We start from the raw sequence: 18,270 nt of genomic DNA, 5'->3' as shown, positions 1-18,270 counted from the left end.
GATTTTTCAAACTACTTTATAAATAAAATTGTTAGACAATATCATTATTTTATGTGAATCCAGGCTTAACACACCAATCAGTTCTGCTATGCTAAAAGCCCATAAAATCAAGCATGGATGATTTACATGAGCGTGACTATTGGTACTCCCCTTCAAGCTTCTGCGTTTAAAGTTTTGCTATTAGGTTCAGGAGAGTTGGGTAAAGAAGTGGTGATTTCTCTACAACGTCTCGGTGTGGAAGTCCATGCAGCAGACCGTTATGATCATGCACCTGCCATGCAAGTTGCACATTATGCTTATACTTTAAATATGGCAGATGCCGAACAACTCAAACAACTTATACAACAAGTTAAACCCAATCTAATTATTCCTGAAATTGAAGCTATTGCGACTGAAGTTTTAGTCGATATCGAACAACAAAATATTGCGACTGTTATTCCATCAGCAAAAGCCGTCAACCTCACCATGAACCGTGAAGGTATCCGCCGTTTGGCCGCCGAAGAACTGGGTCTACCAACTTCTGCTTATCGTTTTGCCGACTCGATTGAATCTTTCCGCGCTGCTTGTGATGACATTGGCTATCCAAATTTCGTCAAACCGGTGATGTCTTCTTCAGGTAAAGGACAATCGCGGGTTAAAAATTTTGATGAGGTTGATGCGGCTTGGGAATATGCTCAAACTGGCGGTCGTGTGAATCAAGGCAAAGTCATTGTGGAATCACAAATTGATTTTGACTTCGAAATTACCTTACTGACAGTTCGTGCTAAAAATGCAGAAACGGGTGAAATCGAAACCCAATACTGCGATCCAATCGGACACCGTCAAGATGCAGGCGATTATGTCGAAAGCTGGCAGCCGCAAGCCATGACTCCGGCAGCTTTAGAGGAATCTAAACGGATTGCACATAAAGTAACAGCAGCCTTGGGCGGTTGCGGTATTTTTGGGGTCGAACTGTTTGTCAAAGGCGATAAAGTATGGTTTAGTGAAGTCTCACCACGCCCGCATGACACGGGGCTTGTGACACTTGCATCGCAATTCCAGAGCGAATTTGAACTACACGCACGTGCCATTTTAGGCCTCCCGGTCAATACCACACGCCATAGTGTTGCAGCAAGTGCGGTTATTTATGCAGGCGTTGATGATACCAATCTGTCTTTTTCTGGCTTAAATCTTGCTTTGTCTAATCCGGACACCGATTTACGCCTTTTTGGTAAACCCGAAGGTTTTAAACGTCGTCGCATGGGTGTGGCAACGGCACGTGCTGAAACAACCGATCAGGCACGTGAACTTGCATTACATACAGCGACTCAAGTCATTGTCCAGCAAAACTAAACGTATCACCTTATTTACGGACCCCTGTTCATGATCAATACCTCTCCGCTGTTGAATTACGTTAAAAGTAACCATGACATTCAGGCGATTAATCAATGGCGTACAGATGTTGAAAAGCAGCTTCAACAAGGTTTTGAAAATGGACAGTCGATTCGTGAGGTGATTTCAGCCCGATCCAATTTGATTGATGAAGCATTACAGTTTCTTTGGAAACATGCCGAACTGGATCAGACGGATTTAGGTCTATTTGCCGTGGGCGGTTATGGTCGTCGGGAAATGTTGCCGTATTCCGATGTCGACATCATGATTTTATCGGAAGATGAAATCACTCCCGATCAGGAAAAATTGATTTCAATCTTTATTTCATCACTTTGGGACGTGGGCAATTTCAAGCCCGGCATTAGTGTACGTACCATTTCCCATTGTGTGGAACAAGCTACCAGTGATTTAACTGTAGCCACTGCCCTGATTGAGTCACGCTTGATTATTGGCAATCAACATTTAGCCAAATGGCCGCGTCGTATTGTTTCGCAAACCTGGACAGACAAGACCTTTTTTGATGCCAAAATGGATGAGCAGGCACGACGCTATGCCCAACATAACAATACTGAAAGTAATCTAGAACCGGATATTAAAAATGCACCGGGCGGTATTCGTGACATCAATCAGATTGGGTGGATTGCGAAACGCCATTTCCGGGTCAATCGTATTTATGATCTGGTGCATTTAGGTTTTATTTCCGATTTTGAACTCGGGGTTTTAGAAGAAGCGGAAAGTTTTTTGTGGGAAATCCGCCATCACTTACACCGCTTAACCAAGCGCGATGAAAACCGTCTATTGTTCGATTACCAACGCGATATTGCAGCACTCTTTGGCTACACGCGTGAAGAACATCAATCGCCAAACTACCCGATTGAACAATTTATGAAGCGTTATTATCGTAGCGCACAGCAAGTCTCAACACTCAATGAAATGCTGCTGGCTTACTTTAATGAATCGGTGATTACGCCACGTTTGCCCAACTATGAACGCAAAATTGAAGAAATTAATGAAAACTTCAAACTGGTAGATGGCAAACTTGCGGTACAGCATCACAAAATTTTCTCGGAACGACCAAGTGCCATTCTAGAAATTTTCTATTTATTGGCCAATCGCCCTGAAATAGAAGGCATTCGCGCACGTACTTTACGTCTTCTGATCCTTGCTGCAAAACGTATTGATCAAAGCTATAGAGATAATCCTCGACATCAAGCCTTATTTATGGCGATTATTCGTTCACCGCATCGTCTTTATGACACTTTGGTTGCGATGAAGCGATACAGCGTTTTAGGCAATTATATTCCTGCATTCGGCCAAATTATGGGCCTGATGCAATATGACCTGTTCCATATTTATACCGTAGATGCGCATACCCTATTATTGCTGCGTAATTTAAACCGTTTTAAAGAGCCTGAATTTGCCAAAAATTTCCCTGTGGTCAGTTCAGTCTTCCAGCGTCTGGCACGTCGCGATATTGTTTATTTGGCTGCTTTATTCCATGACATTGCCAAAGGTCGCGGTGGTGATCACAGCGAACTTGGGGCACAAGATGCAATCAAGTTCTGTCGCAAACATGGCTTTACAGAACGTGAATGCAATCTGGTGGCATGGCTGATTCAAAGCCACTTGCTCATGTCGATGACGGCGCAGAAGAAAGATATTTCCGATCCTGATGTGGTTCAAGCTTTTGCTGAAAAACTCGGTGATATGGAACATCTGGATTATCTGTATACATTGACAGTAGCAGATATTAACGCGACCAATCCAAAACTTTGGAATACCTGGCGTGCTTCCTTAATGCGTCAGCTTTATACCCACGCACGTGATGTGATTCGTACCGGTCTTGGGCGTCCTGTCGATTATCAAATGCTGATTGAAGACACCAAATTTGCAGCCAGTGAACTGTTGGTCAATGATTTCTCGCTCTACGATGTAGAAACCGTTTGGCAGGAACTCGGCGATGAATATTTCATTAAGGAATCAGCCGATGAAATTGCATGGCATACCCGTGCAATCTTGCAACATGGTCATAACACTGAACCGTTGGTGTTAATGCGGGCCCATCGTCAATACGCCCAAGATGCGGTGCAGATTTTTATTTATACGCAAGATCAGCCCAATTTATTTGCCACCACAGTTGCTGTATTTGACCGTATGAATCTAGACGTTCAAGATGCGCGAATTATTACTGCTTCCACTGCATTTAGTTTGGATACCTATGTGGTTCTCGACCGTTTCGGTACCTTACTGACCGACCCTGAACGTGAAGAAACCGTGATTGAAGCTTTAGTTAAAGCACTGAGTCAATCGGATAAATATCCAGGTCTAATGCAACGTCGTATTCCACGCCAGTTACGCCATTTTGATATTGAAAATACTGTCGACATCACCATGAATGCTGCGCTACAGCAAAACATGGTGGAAATAGCAACACTTGACCATCCGGGTTTGCTTGCCAAAGTAGGCGGTTTATTTATGATGCAAGGTTTAGATATTCACTCTGCTAGAATTGCGACCTTGGGTGAACGCGCAGAAGATATTTTCTTTGTCACTAAAAAAGATGGCATTCCGATGTCCGATTCAGAAGCTCAAACTTTTGCTGCACAATTAAAATTAGCATTGGATGAAGCCTCGAATCAAGTCTCTAGCCAACATTAACTTAAATTAAGCGGTATCGATTTCATGAACTCAAGTTTGTCATTATTGCACCCCTATCCTTTTGAAAAGTTAAATAAACTTTTTCAAGATATAACACCTGCAGATTTACCACTGATTCCATTATCGATTGGTGAACCGAAGCATCCTGCGCCAGAGTTTGTAAAACAAGCAATTATTGACAACTTTAAACATTTATCGACTTACCCGAACAGTAAAGGTTTGCCAGAGCTTCGCCAAAGCATTGCCAACTGGCTGACCCGTCGTTTCAAGCTGAATAGTATTAGTGCTGAAACTAGTGTTCTTCCCGTTTCAGGAACACGTGAAGCGATCTTCTCTTTTGTTCAAGCTTTGGTGAACCGTGAAGATGCACCGTATGTGGTGATGCCAAATCCGTTCTATCAAATTTATGAAGGTGCAACTTTGCTTGCCGGTGCAAAACCGTACTTCATTAACTGCACAAAAGAAAACAATTACCTCGGTGATTTTGATGCCGTTCCTGCGGAAGTCTGGGAAAAAACAGCATTACTCTTTGTCTGCACACCGGGCAATCCAACTGGCGCTGTATTGTCTAAAGAACAATTCAAGAAATTGATTGAACTTTCAGACAAATATAACTTTGTTATTGCATCGGATGAATGTTATTCAGAACTCTGGTTTGCTGAAGCACCAGTGGGCTTACTTGAAGTTTGCGCTGAAATTGGACGTGACGACTATAAAAACTGTGTCGTGTTCCATTCACTTTCTAAACGCTCAAACTTACCGGGCATGCGTTCAGGTTTTGTCGCTGGTGACGCAGCCTTACTTAAGCCATATTTGCAATACCGTACCTATCATGGTGCAGCGATGCCGGTTCAACATCAGCTGGCATCAATTGCCGCTTGGGACGATGAAACACATGTGGAAGAAAACCGTAAGCTGTATCGTGCCAAGTTTGATCTGTTCCAGAAAGAGTTAGGGCACTTATTGCCACTGAAAAAACCGGATGCAGGTTTTTATTACTGGTTAAAAGTAGACAATGATGAAGCATTTGCCAAAATGCTGATGGAAAAAGCGCATATTAAAGTGCTTCCCGGACGTTACCTGTCTCGTGATACTGAACACGGCAATCCGGGTGAAAATCACGTACGTTTAGCCTTGGTTGCAGATATTGCGCAATGTGAGCAAGCAATTCAGCGCCTAAAAGCCATTCTCTAATGCTTTAAGTACTCACCTGATTTAAAATAATCCACTGTTTCTACAGTGGATTATTTATTTCCAGCTCATGAATTAAGTTACAGGTAATATTTCGATCGACCATGGCAATAGATTCAAGTTTTGCCTGCATCACCGCATCAATCACTATTAGCATCCAGTACTTTTAAGCCGGTACTTTTTAATATTTCGACTTCGTCAATCATCCCACTACTTGCTCTCACGGTCATTTTTACTTTTACTGGTGATTTAGCAGGCTTAACTCTGTTGCGGTAAAATTGAGTGTTGGCAGAGTTAATCTGCTAACTTTTCTTCAGCAGTTTTGAATGATTTTATAGTCCAATAGTGGCAGTGCATACTTTTTTGCGGTGTGGTTAGGCTTTGCGACAATGCATCAATTTTTTAACTATTTGCAAACACTGTGCTTGGCGCACAGACCAATAGCAATGCAGTTAAACTTGGAAAAATGGCTTTTTTGACATTTTCCTACACAATATAAATGAATTAAAGGCGATCTTTCGATCGCCTTTAATTGTTATTCTTTATGCAAAACTACTTGGCTAAAGCAGCTTCTACTTCACTTTCTAAATCCTCAGGTTTCGTGGTCGGTGCAAAACGGTTTAACACTTTGCCGTCTTTACCAATCAAGAACTTGGTAAAGTTCCATTTAATCCCATTGCCTAGAATTCCTTTACTGTTATTGGTCAAATAACGGAATAAAATGTGTGCTTCTGGGCCTTTTACATCGACCTTTGAAAACATAGGAAATGTTACGCCATAATTTTTTTGGCAGTAAGCCCCGATTTGATCATTCGATCCTGGATCTTGCCCGCCGAACTGATTACAAGGGAATCCCAAAACCTCCAATCCCTGATCTTTGTATTTTTCATACAATTTCTCAAGACCTGCAAACTGGGGGGTAAAACCGCATTTACTAGCAGTATTTACAATCAATAAAACCTTGCCTTCATAATCGGCAAATGATTTATTTTTTCCATCTAACAACTCAGCCTCAAACTGATAAATGTTGGTCATGGATATGTTTCCTCGTCATTTTTTTCTTGTGTTTTTAATTCTAATGAAGCTGAATTTACGCAATAGCGTAACCCTGTTGGCTGTGGGCCATCTTCAAAAACATGTCCTAAATGTGCGTCACAATGATGACAAACAATTTCTGTTCTCACCATACCATGCGTCGCATCCTGATTCTCATCAATTGCACCACTGGCAATCGGTTTGTAAAAACTTGGCCAGCCACTACCACTATCATATTTAGTGTCTGAAGAGAACAATTCAGCGCCACAACAGCGACAAATATATGTTCCTGCTTGCTTGGTATTCCAGTATTTTCCTGTAAATGCTGGCTCGGTCCCCTTTTGTCGCGTAATGCGAAATTCGTCTGGTGATAACTCTCTTTGCCATTCTCGGTCTGTTTTATTGAGTTTTCCCATCACTAACTCCTTTAAATCTTTGACGTTCAGTGTCATGCTTCAGTACTTCATATTTACGCTAGAGCTAAAAAAATATCTAGCTAAATTTCAATATAGATTGTGATATTTCAGTAATCTATTTTTTCGAACCCTTATATAGTTGGATGGAAATATGTCCGTTTTAGGTAACACTACGCCTCGCGAAATTAAGAAATCGTCTAAGCTCGAGCATGTATGCTACGACATTCGCGGACCTGTGTTACGAGCGGCCAATGAAATGGAAGAAGCCGGGCATAAGATTATTAAACTCAATATCGGTAATCCCGCCCCCTTTGGCTTTGAAGCGCCACAAGAAATTATTAATGATGTCGCTTTAAACTTACCTAATGCCGTGGGTTATACAGACTCAAAAGGGATTTTCCCTGCGCGTAAAGCGATTTGTCAGTATTACCAGCAAAAAGGCATTCGCGACATGCACGTTAATGATGTGTATCTCGGTAATGGCGTGTCCGAACTGATTGTCATTGCAATGCAAGGCTTGCTGGACGATGGCGATGAAATGCTGGTTCCCATGCCGGATTATCCTTTGTGGACTGCTGCGGTAAACTTGTCAGGTGGTACGGCGATTCATTACAAATGTGATGAAGAAAACTACTGGTATCCTGACATTGCGGATATGGAAAGCAAAATCACGCCCAATACCCGAGGTATTGTGATTATCAACCCAAATAATCCAACGGGGGCAGTTTATCCACGCCATGTACTAGAACAGATTGTTGCACTTGCAAAAAAATATGATCTTATTTTATTTGCAGATGAAATTTACGACAAAATTGTTTATGACGGTATTGAACATGTCGCTGTGGCTGCGCTTGCCGGCGATCAACTCTGTATCTCGTTTAATGGCTTGTCTAAAGCATATCGTATTGCCGGTTTCCGTTCAGGCTGGATGGCCATTACCGGTGATAAATCACGTGCAATGGACTACATTGAAGGTTTAGACATGTTGGCCTCAATGCGCCTATGTGCCAACCACCAAGCACAATATGCCATTCAAACAGCACTTGGTGGCTATCAATCAATCAATGATTTGATTCGTCCAGGCGGTCGTTTATATGAACAACGAAATATCGCCTGGGAAATGTTGAATGAAATTCCGGGCGTATCTTGTGTCAAACCAGAAGGTGCAATGTACTGTTTCCCTAAACTTGATCCGGAAATTTATCCGATTCAAGATGACGAAAAATTCATGCTCGACTTTTTACGTGCTGAAAAAGTGTTACTGGTTCAAGGGACGGGTTTCAACTGGCCGACTCCTGATCATTTCCGTGTAGTGTTCTTGCCAGCTGAAAATGAACTTCGTGAAGCCATTACCCGTTTAGGTCGCTTCCTGGCAAAAATGCGCTAATTTCTGAAATGAAGAAAAACCGCGTTTGATAACGCGGTTTTTTTATGGCTGCTGTTAGTCTTTAAGCGGATTGCCATACTGTTTTAAATATTCAATCCCTAATTGCCGCGAACCCTGATTATTAATATGGTTGGTGTCTTTATTTCGGTATAAAGGCACATTGTTGATCATAATTTTACAGGCCTGCTGATTACACATCGCCTTCGCAGGATCAATAATTTTCAAGTCAGGGTATTTCAGTTTTGCTTCTGCAACAATTCGATTAAATTTCATGAGCTGTACCTCATAGTTGCGTCTAGAAACAGTACATTGATCCTGAGTATTTAAAATTTCATTGCGTAGATTACAATCGGCCGGCACCCCGTCTTGATCTAAGCGAGGGACATCATTGAGCAATATGACTTGATCACTGGACTGATAGGCAATTTCCAGCGCTTTCATAAAACCGTTTTTGAATATTTCTTCATTTGAATGATGAATACCATCTTCAAGTTTTACCTCAGACCCAAAATACGGTACATATGAACCCGCTAAAATAATGCTTGGATAATGTGTTTTTGCAAGATGAGCGGTAATGGCCTCATTTCTTAATTTAAATTCGCTCAGCTCTTCCCAACGATTAAAATTAGATTCAAAACGCTGCACCTCAGGTAAATAAAAAGTTGAACTTTGAGTGACGTCATAGCCGCGTAAATTGGCATCTTTAGCCCATACGTCCAGCATCGCGGTATAAGCATTGGCATGAGAATCACCGATCAATAAAAAATCGACGCTGGCTTTCGCTTTGCCCAATATGCAATCATCCTGAGCAGGTAATGCTTTCGGGTCCTCAATATCCATACATTTATTTCGGATCACATGCGCAAATGAATTAAGTGCTTGTTGTTTGATATAAACAGACTCGGGGAATCGATCTGGAAAACCTTTATTGATATTGATGGTCTTGGCAATAGCAATAAAACTGAGGGCTGGCACCAGAAAGCCAATGATTATCACTTTGTAATTAGCCATCATCACAAAACGTTTGCTTGGTTTTTCAATCAGTTGATAGGTTAAAAATGCCAACAGAATAGACAATAGTACAATCACAGCCTGATTTTCTGTATTTAATGGCCGCATATAAATGCCAAACAATACGATAATAGGCCAGTGCCATAAATACAAAGGATAAGAAATTCTTCCAATCCAGGTACTCAGAGGATTGTTGAGTAACACATTACTTGAAGGTGAACATTGCCCAAGATAAATAATGAAGGCTGTCGCCAAACACGGGATAAGTGCCATTACTCCCGGAAATGGAGTCTTTTCATTAAAATATGCTGCTGCCGCAAACAATACGATTAAACCGAGCCAAACCAGACTTTGCACTATTTTTTTTGGCAGCTTAAGTTGTGGTAAAAAGCCAATCAATGCACCAATAAGCAACTCAAAGGCACGTACTGGCATACTGTAGTAAGCCTTCTCTGCATTTTGAGTCAATTTATACTGGGCATAAACCAATAAGGTCATGATTAAGGTCGTGATAATAGCCCAGGTATATTTACGCGATACCTTTCCAACAAACAGCAATAACAACAAAGGCCAGAAAATATAGAACTGCTCTTCTACCCCAAGCGACCATAAATGCAGTAAAGAAATACCTTCAGCACTCTGGCTAAAGTAATCTCCCACTTCATTGCGCATATAGATATTTGCCATCAGCAAGGTTGCGTACATGACACTATCAAAATATTGGGTCAAGTCACCAGGTAGCATCACCTGCCAGGCAATGACACTGACAACGCTGAGCACCGTAAAATAAGCAGGTGCTAGACGTACCACACGCTTCTTGTAAAACCGTGCGATGGAAAACCGTTTGGACTGAATCTCATGGGTTAAAATGAGGGTAATCAAATAACCTGAAATCACAAAAAAGACATCGACACCAATATATCCTCCAGAAAAGAAAGATAATCCGATATGGTTAAAAATCACCATTAAAACGGCGATAGCCCTTAAGCCATCTATATCAGCGCGATATGAAAAGTTCATAATTCCAAAAAGTATAATAAATTAGCGGCATTGTATGCCTTTATTGAAAAAATTCAATTTTCAAAATAAAGGGCTATATGTCACTCAACTCTATAAGAGCAGTCTTAAATATTACTTAATGACTCGAATATCGATATTTTTGTAGCGTTTGTAAGGTCTGATCCTATTCATTGTTTGGGAGTCATGTTATCTATTGTGTTGAATCAATACGAAATAGCTGCGAGCACACGGATGTCCTCAAACAATCTCAAGCTTAGTCTTTTTTTATGCCTCAGCATGTGTTTAGGAATTGGTATTTTACGTTTTTCCTATACCGCACTGTTACCCAGCACACGTGAAGCATTTGACTGGTCAATCGGTTTTGCCAGTCTTTTAGGGAGTGCCAATTTACTCGGCTATCTGATGGGTGCTTTTGCAGCCATGCGATTGCCTCAAAACAAAAGCATGACCCTTTACATTCAGATTGCCGCAATTGCGGGAATGTTCAGTTTAATGTGCTGTGCTTTTGCAAATTTCCCTCAAGCTTGGTATATCTTCTGGCGTGTGATTTCGGGGATCAGCGGTGGCTTATTAATGATCTTATCCCCTAGTGTGGTTGCACAATGCTGTGATATCCAGGATCGTTTTAAAATTAATTTTATTGGTTTTAGTGGAATTGGTCTTGGTGTTTTAGTGGCTACGCTTTTCTTGCCTTATCTGGATCAAATTTCGATACAGACAGCCTGGCTTATTTTATGTGGATTTGCGCTGATTATTTGTATTTGCTTAAGTGTGCTACTGCAACAATTTAAGTATCATTTGTCTGCACAAACCGTTCAGAGTCTATCTAAGACCCCACTCAATGCAATCTTTTATAGCTTGATGATTGTGTATGCTTGCAGTGCATTTGCCTATATTCCGCATTCATTATTCTGGATTGACTATCTCAGCCATGAACTGGGACTGAATCTGTTCTGGATCAATTTTAACTGGATTCTGTATGGCGTAGGCAGCGCTTTGGGGGCTTTTGCCGCTTACTCACTGGCAAGAAAATTTGGAAATTTTACCAGTCTGAAAATTCTGTATAGTCTCTACATTGTGGCAATTTTTATTGCCACATTAAACACCAGTCCACTGCTGACTTTTGCCTCATCCTTTTTTACCGGCATGCTCAATCCGGCCGTGGTGTTTTTGACCTCTTATACGATTTTACAACTGTATGGCCTGGCGTATAAAAAGCTCTGGAGTATTGCGACGCTGTGTTTTGCATCTGTGCAGCTGATTGGCGGATTAAGTTTTAGTACCCTGCAACATTTCGGTGTAACTTATCATCAACAGTTTATATTGGCTACTGTGGTTCTATTATTGGGAACTTTACAATTGGCTTGGTATACCCGATCTGATCAATGTCACAGGATTAGAGAAATCTGATTTATTCTGATTTATTTTGATTTATTTTGATTTATTTTGATACTTTTAAGAATCTGGAACCAGATAAGGATAAGGATTGATGGCACCTTGCCCATTGAGATAAATACCATAATGTAAATGTGGCGAGGTATTTTTAGCATTACCGGTATTTCCTACATAACCAATCACTTGACCGACTTCTACCCAGTCTCCTTCTTGAATCTGATCAGCATAATCGTCTAAATGCGCATAATAATGTCGGCTTAAATTCGGCCCCGTAATCCAGACCACCTTACCCCCCAAATTATTAGTTCCGACTCGAGTGACAATCCCTGGTGTTGCACTAAGTACAGAAGTTCCTCGCTTGGCAAAAATATCGATACCTTCATGCTTGCGTCCTTCGCTACGTGCTGCACCCCAAGTATCATTAATCTGACGAGCTTTAATATTTTCAACCGGCATTGCAAGTTGTGCAGGCAAGTCCATTTGTTGCAATTGCATATATAAAATTGGATAACGAAGGCCTACTGCTTCGCCAGAGGATGGTGGCTGACAACCTGAAAGCAGCATGAATGTCATCATTAAACTCATGCAGGAAATCTTTTTGAACATTTTTCGATGCTGCTGCATTAATTTCAAGAATTAAAGTGATTTAATCAATTTCATCTTAAGTTTTTAATTCTATTGAATGAAATATGATTTCTGTAAATATAAAAAAACCCGCAACACGTGCAGGTTTTTCTAATCCACAGCTCAAGTCTTCAACTTATTCCATGTTGTTGATGACTGCTTGACCAAATTCAGAGCAACGTAATAAAGTCGCGTCAGGCATTAAACGCTCAAAGTCATAAGTCACAGTTTTAGCAGCAATCGCACCAGAAATACCCTTGATAATCAAGTCAGCCGCTTCAGTCCAACCCATGTCACGCAGCATCATTTCCGCAGAAAGAATGATTGAACCCGGGTTTACTTTGTCCTGGCCAGCATATTTAGGTGCAGTACCATGAGTCGCCTCATACATTTGGATTGCACCCCCGATGTTTGCACCAGGAGCAATACCAATACCACCCACTTCCGCTGCAAGTGCATCAGAAATATAGTCACCGTTTAAGTTCAACGTGGCAATGACTGAGTAATCCGATGGACGCATCAAGATTTGTTGCAAGAACGCATCAGCAATGACGTCTTTAATGATAATGTTTTTACCGTTTTTAGGGCTCTTGATTGTCACCCAAGGACCACCGTCAAGAAGCTCGCCACCAAAACGTTCAAGCGCGACTTCGTAACCCCATTCTTTAAATGCACCTTCGGTATACTTCATGATGTTGCCTTTGTGAACTAAAGTCACGCTAGGCTTGTTATTGTCGATTGCAAATTGAATGGCTTTACGAACCAGACGTTGTGTCCCTTCTTTAGAGACTGGCTTGATCCCGATACCACAGTTATCTTCAAAACGGATTTTAGTCACGCCCATTTCTTCTTTCAGAAATTTAATGACTTTTTTAGCTTCTGGTGAATCCGCTTTCCATTCAATCCCCGCATAGATATCTTCAGAGTTTTCACGGAAGATCACCATGTCAGTCAGTTCAGGGTGATGAACTGGAGAAGGAACACCTTCGAACCAGCGAACTGGACGTACACATACGTAAAGGTCTAATTCTTGACGTAAAGCGACATTGAGAGAACGAATACCACCACCAACAGGAGTCGTTAATGGACCTTTAATCGAAACAACGAACTCGCGAAGCGCTTCAAACGTTTCTTCCGGCATGTAAGTCCCATAGATTTTATCTGCTTTTTCGCCGCAGTAAACTTCCATCCACTCGATCGAACGTTTGCCAGCGTAAGCCTTTTGAACCGCGGCATCTACCACTGCTTTCATCGCTGGTGTAATATCTACACCAATACCGTCACCTTCAATGAAAGGAATGATCGGATTGTTTGGGACATTAAGTGATAAATCTGCATTTACGGTAATTTTGCTACCATCCACAGGAACTATGATCTTCTGATAACCCATTGTACAAGTTCTCCCTTTGTAGCAAACGACTTTAAAAATAATTGCCAAGAAGCAATACTTTCAACTTTTTTTATCTTATCGCATAATACTTTAATCGAATTTTAGTCTTTTGGAGATTTATACGGGAAATAACCCCATTTTTCGCTGAAATAAAACTTAACGCTCTGGTCTTGATGATTATCAAAATGGTCATTTTCTATGAAAGTCGTCATTCTTAATATTTTTACATTCCTCATTCTTTAATGACTTATATTTATCTACTCTATATAAGTTAAAAACACATAATCATAACTTTAATCTTTTTCAATCAATTCTTATTGAATATAAAACCGGTATCTTTAAAGTAAAGTTTACTGATCGTGATATAGCCAAGTTCAGTTAAAACGACTAAATCATTTCTCTTTTGAACCCCAGTCGGCATCATACTTATGTGATCTAATGTAATCTAAAATCCCTTAATATATTATCCATAGATACAGAAAGTTCATTGCTATAACCTGTACACGGTAAGAATATTATTAAATTTAATTTAGAAGTTAGTAAAAAGCCTATTTAATTCTCCCAACTTAAATAGTCTTTTTAATTTACAATTTTATAATTTTTGTTTTAAATTATTGAAATAAAAACGAGGTATCACTGCTACCCTGTTAAATAAATAGGTTTTATAAAAGTGAGCTACTTCCAAATGTTCTAGTTAAGTTATATTTTTTAGAAATTTATCTAAATTCCCAACATTTAATAGGGTTAATGAAATTCTTTATAACTGAGTTCTTCACTCATATCATTTCAATAGCCTCTTTATTTTATCAAACCTATCAAACTTAATATTTTCCTGAGCTAGGTCAGGAAATCTTTGAGTAGCGATTGTTTAATAATTTCATCAAAGTTAGGTTTTAACGAATTTTGCCTATTTGTCTTCACGGTTTTATAACAATAGCTCGCTGCTATACCTGCACTTAATAGGGCCAACATTTTCATTCTTCACCTCAAATTATTAAAATAAATATATGAATATTAAACTATCATTCAAATTTGTAGCTTTCCAAATCACTTTTGATTATTTTTTGTACTGCATGTAAGCCATCATATACGAAATTAAAACTTAGCTCTTGAATGCATGAATTTTATTTATCATAGTATGATTGATTTCAGAAGCCACAATAAACAGTGCAACCGGGGAAGGAAGTTATCTCTTAAGGTTACAAACTTTAAAGTAAGTTTCATAAGTCGACATTGTTTACAGAATTCGGACTAAATAGTTTATGCCTTGCTGAACTCTATAAAATTAAACAGCCTATTCAACTTTTATAAAATAATAGGTTTTAGTATTCATCATAGGTCAAGAATAAAGTTGAAGAACACAAAACAGAATCTGATATGATAGCCCCCACATAGTGGGCTTTTCTTTACCACCTTTTACCCCCACCTCCCAAAACGGGTAACTAAACGGGTAACTCGAAAACCACAACAAATTATATTTAATCTTTTTAGTAGGTTACTGTGAAAATAGTTATTCTTAATAAACCTTATGACGTTCTCTCCCAATTCCGTGCCGATGAGAAACATCAAACTATGGCTGATTTTACTCAAGACCCTGACCTGCGTATTGCTGGTCGTCTTGATTTAGATTCAGAAGGTTTGATGTTCTTAACGGATCATGGTGGTTTGAACCAGTTCATTACCAACCCTGCCAACAAAAAGTTTAAAACTTATGTGGTACAGGTCGATGGTGACATCACTGAAGAAGCTTTAGAACAACTTCGTAAAGGTGTTGAGCTTAAAGATGGCATCACCCTGCCTGCTCAGGCAAAAAAAATTGATGAGCCTGATTGGTTATGGGAACGGACACCACCTGTACGTTTCCGGGCGAGTGTTCCAACTTCATGGGTGGAAATTCAAATTTGTGAAGGTCGCAATCGTCAAGTTCGTCGTATGACCTCTGCAGTTGGTTTTCCAACTTTACGTTTGATTCGTACTCAAATTGGTAGCATTAGCATTGTAAAACTTGGCTTGCAACCGGGTGAGCAAGTCGAGATCGAACCTTTACTTTACCCAGACTTTAAAGATGTTCCTGCTGATAAACCGTATGAAGGTCGTTCTTTTGCGAAAAAGACCTCGACCAAAAAACAGCACTTTTCGGTTGCTAAAGATAAAGCTCGTGAAGAAAGAGGCGAAGCGCCATTTAAAGGCAAGAAAAAAGCTGGCGGTGGTACAACGCGTATTTGGCAAATGGATGATGCGGATAAACCCCGTCGTAAAACCAATGGTACAACACGCCCAAATACCAAAACCCCTCGTGGCCGTGGACGTAATGGTCGTTAAGATTTAGTTTAAACAGGTTCCTTTTTAGGAAAGTTCATGCTGTAAAAATTGCGGACAAAAAAAGCCGGTGCATATGCACCGGCTTTTTTACATCACCGACAAAGTCGGCTTTGCATTACATTAATTAAGCTGTAACAGTTGCAAGAGCAGCGTTCAAGGTTGCGCTTGGACGCATTACTGCATTCACTTTTGCTTGATCAACAGCGTAGTAACCGCCGATGTCTGCTGGTCTGCCTTGAACTTCAACAAGTTCAGCAATGATCTTGTCTTCGTTTTCAGCCAATGCTTTTGCAAGCGGAGCAAACTTCGCTTTCAATTCAGCATTTTCGTCCTGCGCAGCAAGTTCTTCAGCCCAGTATTTTGCCAGGTAGAAGTGACTGCCACGGTTGTCGAGCTCGCCAGTACGACGTGAAGGTGATTTATCATTGTCGAGCAATTTGCCAGTCGCTTGGTCTAAAGTTTTAGCCAATAACTTCGCAGCAGCATTGTCTTCTTTGATGCCCATCTCTTCTAGAGAAACAGCCAACGCCATGAACTCACCGAGTGAATCCCAACGTAAGTGGTTTTCTTCAACCAACTGCTGTACGTGTTTAGGAGCAGAACCGCCTGCACCCGTTTCGTACATACCACCACCCGCCATTAACGGCACGATAGAAAGCATTTTCGCAGACGTACCCAATTCCATGATCGGGAACAAGTCAGTCAGGTAGTCACGTAAAATGTTACCTGTTACAGAAATCGTATCTAGACCACGAGCAACACGTTCAAGCGTATAACGCATTGCACGTACTTGTGACATGATTTGGATATCAAGACCAGTCGTGTCATGATCTTTCAAGTATTTTTCAACTTTCTTGATCAATTCATTTTCGTGTGGACGGTACGGGTCAAGCCAGAAGATCGCCGGCATGCCAGAGTTACGCGCACGATTTACCGCAAGTTTCACCCAGTCACGAATCGGTGCGTCTTTCACCTGACACATACGCCAGATATCGCCTTCCTCAACGTTTTGAGTCATCAACACTTCACCAGTTTCAAGATCAGTGATGTTGGCAATACCCGCTTCAGGAATTTCGAAAGTTTTGTCGTGTGAACCGTATTCTTCCGCTTTTTGCGCCATCAAGCCAACGTTAGGTACAGTACCCATTGTTTTTGGATCGAAGTTGCCATTCCACTTACAGAAATTGATCATTTCTTGGTAGATACGTGCGAAAGTCGATTCAGGCATAACTGCTTTACAGTCATAAGGTTTGCCGTCAGCGCCCCACATTTTACCGCCACCACGGATCATTGCAGGCATAGAAGCATCTACAATTACGTCGTTTGGTGAATGGAAGTTAGTGATGCCTTTTGCTGAATCGACCATTGCAAGTGCTGGACGGTGTTCTTGGCACGCATGCAAGTCACGGATGATTTCTTCACGCTGTGATGCAGGTAAAGTTTCAAGTTTCTCGTAAAGACCAGCCATACCATTATTGATGTTGATGCCTAGCTCGTCAAATAACTTGCCATGTTTCTCAAACGCTTCTTTGTAGTAAATTTTCACACAGTGACCGAATACGATCGGGTGTGAAACTTTCATCATGGTTGCTTTAACGTGTAAAGAGAACAAAATGCCTGCTTCACGACAATCTTCAAGTTCTTTCTCGTAGAAGTCACAAAGTGCTTTTTTGCTCATGAACATCGAGTCAATGATTTCGCCATCTTTCAACGCAACTTTTGGCTTAAGAACGATGGTATCACCACTCTTGGTGATGAGTTCCATTTTTACATTACGAGCGCGATCAAGGGTCATTGACTTTTCGCCGTGATAGAAGTCGCCTTCACTCATGTGTGAAACGTGGGTTTGTGACCACTGTTTCCACTCGCTCATTGAATGCGGGTGTTTTTTCACATAATTTTTTACAGCAGCAGGCGCACGACGGTCAGAGTTACCTTCACGTAATACAGGGTTTACAGCAGAGCCTAAGCATTTGCCATAACGAACCTTAATTGACTTTTCTTCTTCAGTCGTTGGATTTTCCGGATAGTCAGGAATCGCGTAGCCTTTAGATTGAAGCTCTTTGATGCACGCTGTTAGCTGGCCAACAGAGGCACTGATATTCGGTAATTTAATAATGTTAGTGTCTGGATCTTGAGTAAGACGACCTAGCTCCGCGAGGGTATCGGGAACTTTCTGCTCTTCATTTAGGTAGTCTGCAAATTCTGCGAGCACACGAACCGCTACAGAGATGTCACTTTTGACAATCTCGACACCGGCCGGCTTAGTAAAGGTCTCAATGATCGGCAGTAGCGAATAAGTCGCCAATAATGGCGCCTCATCAGTCAGTGTGTAAATGATTGTTGACTTTCCACCAGCCATATATAGCCCCTTGCGTTGGATTGAGTTTTGAAGATCGAGCTTTTGACCCGACCCTGCGAACCGATTTGCTTAAATAAAACATCGAAAG

Annotated in this window: 13 protein-coding genes; 6 read left to right on the top strand and 7 right to left on the bottom strand. The window is 40.9% G+C overall.

Annotation, left to right across the window (positions count from 1 at the left end; genetic code table 11):
• Nucleotides 1-117: 117 nt before the first annotated feature.
• The 3 genes from purT to dapC are packed head-to-tail and all read left to right on the top strand — an operon-like array spanning nt 118 to nt 5,223.
• Nucleotides 118-1,332 carry a formate-dependent phosphoribosylglycinamide formyltransferase gene (purT, locus tag ACP69Y_RS08500; RefSeq protein ID WP_425917861.1) on the top strand — a complete coding sequence of 405 codons (1,215 nt, stop codon included), beginning with the start codon at nt 118-120 and terminating at the stop codon, nt 1,330-1,332.
• A gap of 30 nt (nt 1,333-1,362) precedes the next feature.
• Entirely contained in the window at nt 1,363-4,029 is a 2,667-nt protein-coding gene (glnD, locus tag ACP69Y_RS08495) for a [protein-PII] uridylyltransferase (RefSeq protein ID WP_425917859.1), read from the top strand.
• Between the two features lie 24 nt (nt 4,030-4,053).
• Nucleotides 4,054-5,223 (top strand): succinyldiaminopimelate transaminase, encoded by a 1,170-nt coding sequence (dapC, locus tag ACP69Y_RS08490; protein WP_425917857.1) that lies wholly within the window; start codon nt 4,054-4,056, stop codon nt 5,221-5,223.
• Nucleotides 5,224-5,772: 549 nt separating this feature from the next.
• Here the strand turns inward: dapC and ACP69Y_RS08485 are convergent.
• Nucleotides 5,773-6,255 (bottom strand): glutathione peroxidase, encoded by a 483-nt coding sequence (locus tag ACP69Y_RS08485; protein WP_425917855.1) that lies wholly within the window; start codon nt 6,253-6,255, stop codon nt 5,773-5,775.
• On the bottom strand, nt 6,252-6,671 hold the full coding sequence (gene msrB / locus ACP69Y_RS08480; protein ID WP_425917942.1) for a peptide-methionine (R)-S-oxide reductase MsrB: 420 nt from the start codon (nt 6,669-6,671) through the stop codon (nt 6,252-6,254). Before msrB ends, ACP69Y_RS08485 begins: the two co-directional genes overlap by 4 nt.
• Nucleotides 6,672-6,822: 151 nt before the next feature.
• Between msrB and ACP69Y_RS08475 the strand changes: the two genes are divergently transcribed.
• Nucleotides 6,823-8,058 (top strand): pyridoxal phosphate-dependent aminotransferase, encoded by a 1,236-nt coding sequence (locus ACP69Y_RS08475; RefSeq protein WP_425917853.1) that lies wholly within the window; start codon nt 6,823-6,825, stop codon nt 8,056-8,058.
• A gap of 54 nt (nt 8,059-8,112) precedes the next feature.
• Here the strand turns inward: ACP69Y_RS08475 and ACP69Y_RS08470 are convergent, their stop codons facing one another.
• Complete coding sequence (locus ACP69Y_RS08470; RefSeq protein ID WP_425917851.1) at nt 8,113-10,089, bottom strand: acyltransferase family protein; 1,977 nt, start codon at nt 10,087-10,089, stop codon at nt 8,113-8,115.
• Between the two features lie 231 nt (nt 10,090-10,320).
• Here ACP69Y_RS08470 and ACP69Y_RS08465 point away from each other — a divergent pair, with 231 nt between their 5' ends.
• Nucleotides 10,321-11,499 carry a YbfB/YjiJ family MFS transporter gene (locus tag ACP69Y_RS08465; RefSeq protein WP_425917849.1) on the top strand — a complete coding sequence of 393 codons (1,179 nt, stop codon included), beginning with the start codon at nt 10,321-10,323 and terminating at the stop codon, nt 11,497-11,499.
• Nucleotides 11,500-11,544: 45 nt separating this feature from the next.
• Here ACP69Y_RS08465 and ACP69Y_RS08460 read toward each other — a convergent pair whose 3' ends face one another.
• The 3 genes from ACP69Y_RS08460 to ACP69Y_RS08450 form a co-directional block, all read right to left on the bottom strand.
• Nucleotides 11,545-12,090, bottom strand: a complete 546-nt coding sequence (locus tag ACP69Y_RS08460; protein WP_425917847.1) for a M23 family metallopeptidase — start codon at nt 12,088-12,090, stop codon at nt 11,545-11,547.
• A 154-nt stretch (nt 12,091-12,244) separates the two neighbouring features.
• Nucleotides 12,245-13,498 (bottom strand): NADP-dependent isocitrate dehydrogenase, encoded by a 1,254-nt coding sequence (icd, locus tag ACP69Y_RS08455; protein ID WP_425917845.1) that lies wholly within the window; start codon nt 13,496-13,498, stop codon nt 12,245-12,247.
• Between the two features lie 837 nt (nt 13,499-14,335).
• Nucleotides 14,336-14,476: a hypothetical protein gene (locus tag ACP69Y_RS08450; RefSeq protein WP_425917843.1), complete on the bottom strand. Its 141-nt coding sequence runs from the start codon at nt 14,474-14,476 to the stop codon at nt 14,336-14,338.
• A 522-nt stretch (nt 14,477-14,998) separates the two neighbouring features.
• Between ACP69Y_RS08450 and ACP69Y_RS08445 the strand changes: the two genes are divergently transcribed.
• On the top strand, nt 14,999-15,820 hold the full coding sequence (locus ACP69Y_RS08445) for an rRNA large subunit pseudouridine synthase E (RefSeq protein ID WP_425917841.1): 822 nt from the start codon (nt 14,999-15,001) through the stop codon (nt 15,818-15,820).
• Between the two features lie 124 nt (nt 15,821-15,944).
• On the opposite strand, the gene ACP69Y_RS08440 is transcribed toward ACP69Y_RS08445, so the two are convergent.
• A complete protein-coding gene (locus ACP69Y_RS08440; RefSeq protein ID WP_425917839.1) occupies nt 15,945-18,182 on the bottom strand; it encodes an NADP-dependent isocitrate dehydrogenase in 2,238 nt (745 codons plus the stop codon).
• Between the last annotated feature and the right edge of the window lie 88 nt (nt 18,183-18,270).

The sequence above is a fragment of the Acinetobacter sp. TSRC1-2 genome, from assembly GCF_049895885.1.
Classification (GTDB): domain Bacteria; phylum Pseudomonadota; class Gammaproteobacteria; order Pseudomonadales; family Moraxellaceae; genus Acinetobacter.
Note: the sequence above shows the minus strand (reverse complement) of the source record. Positions and strands in the feature narration are given on the sequence as shown.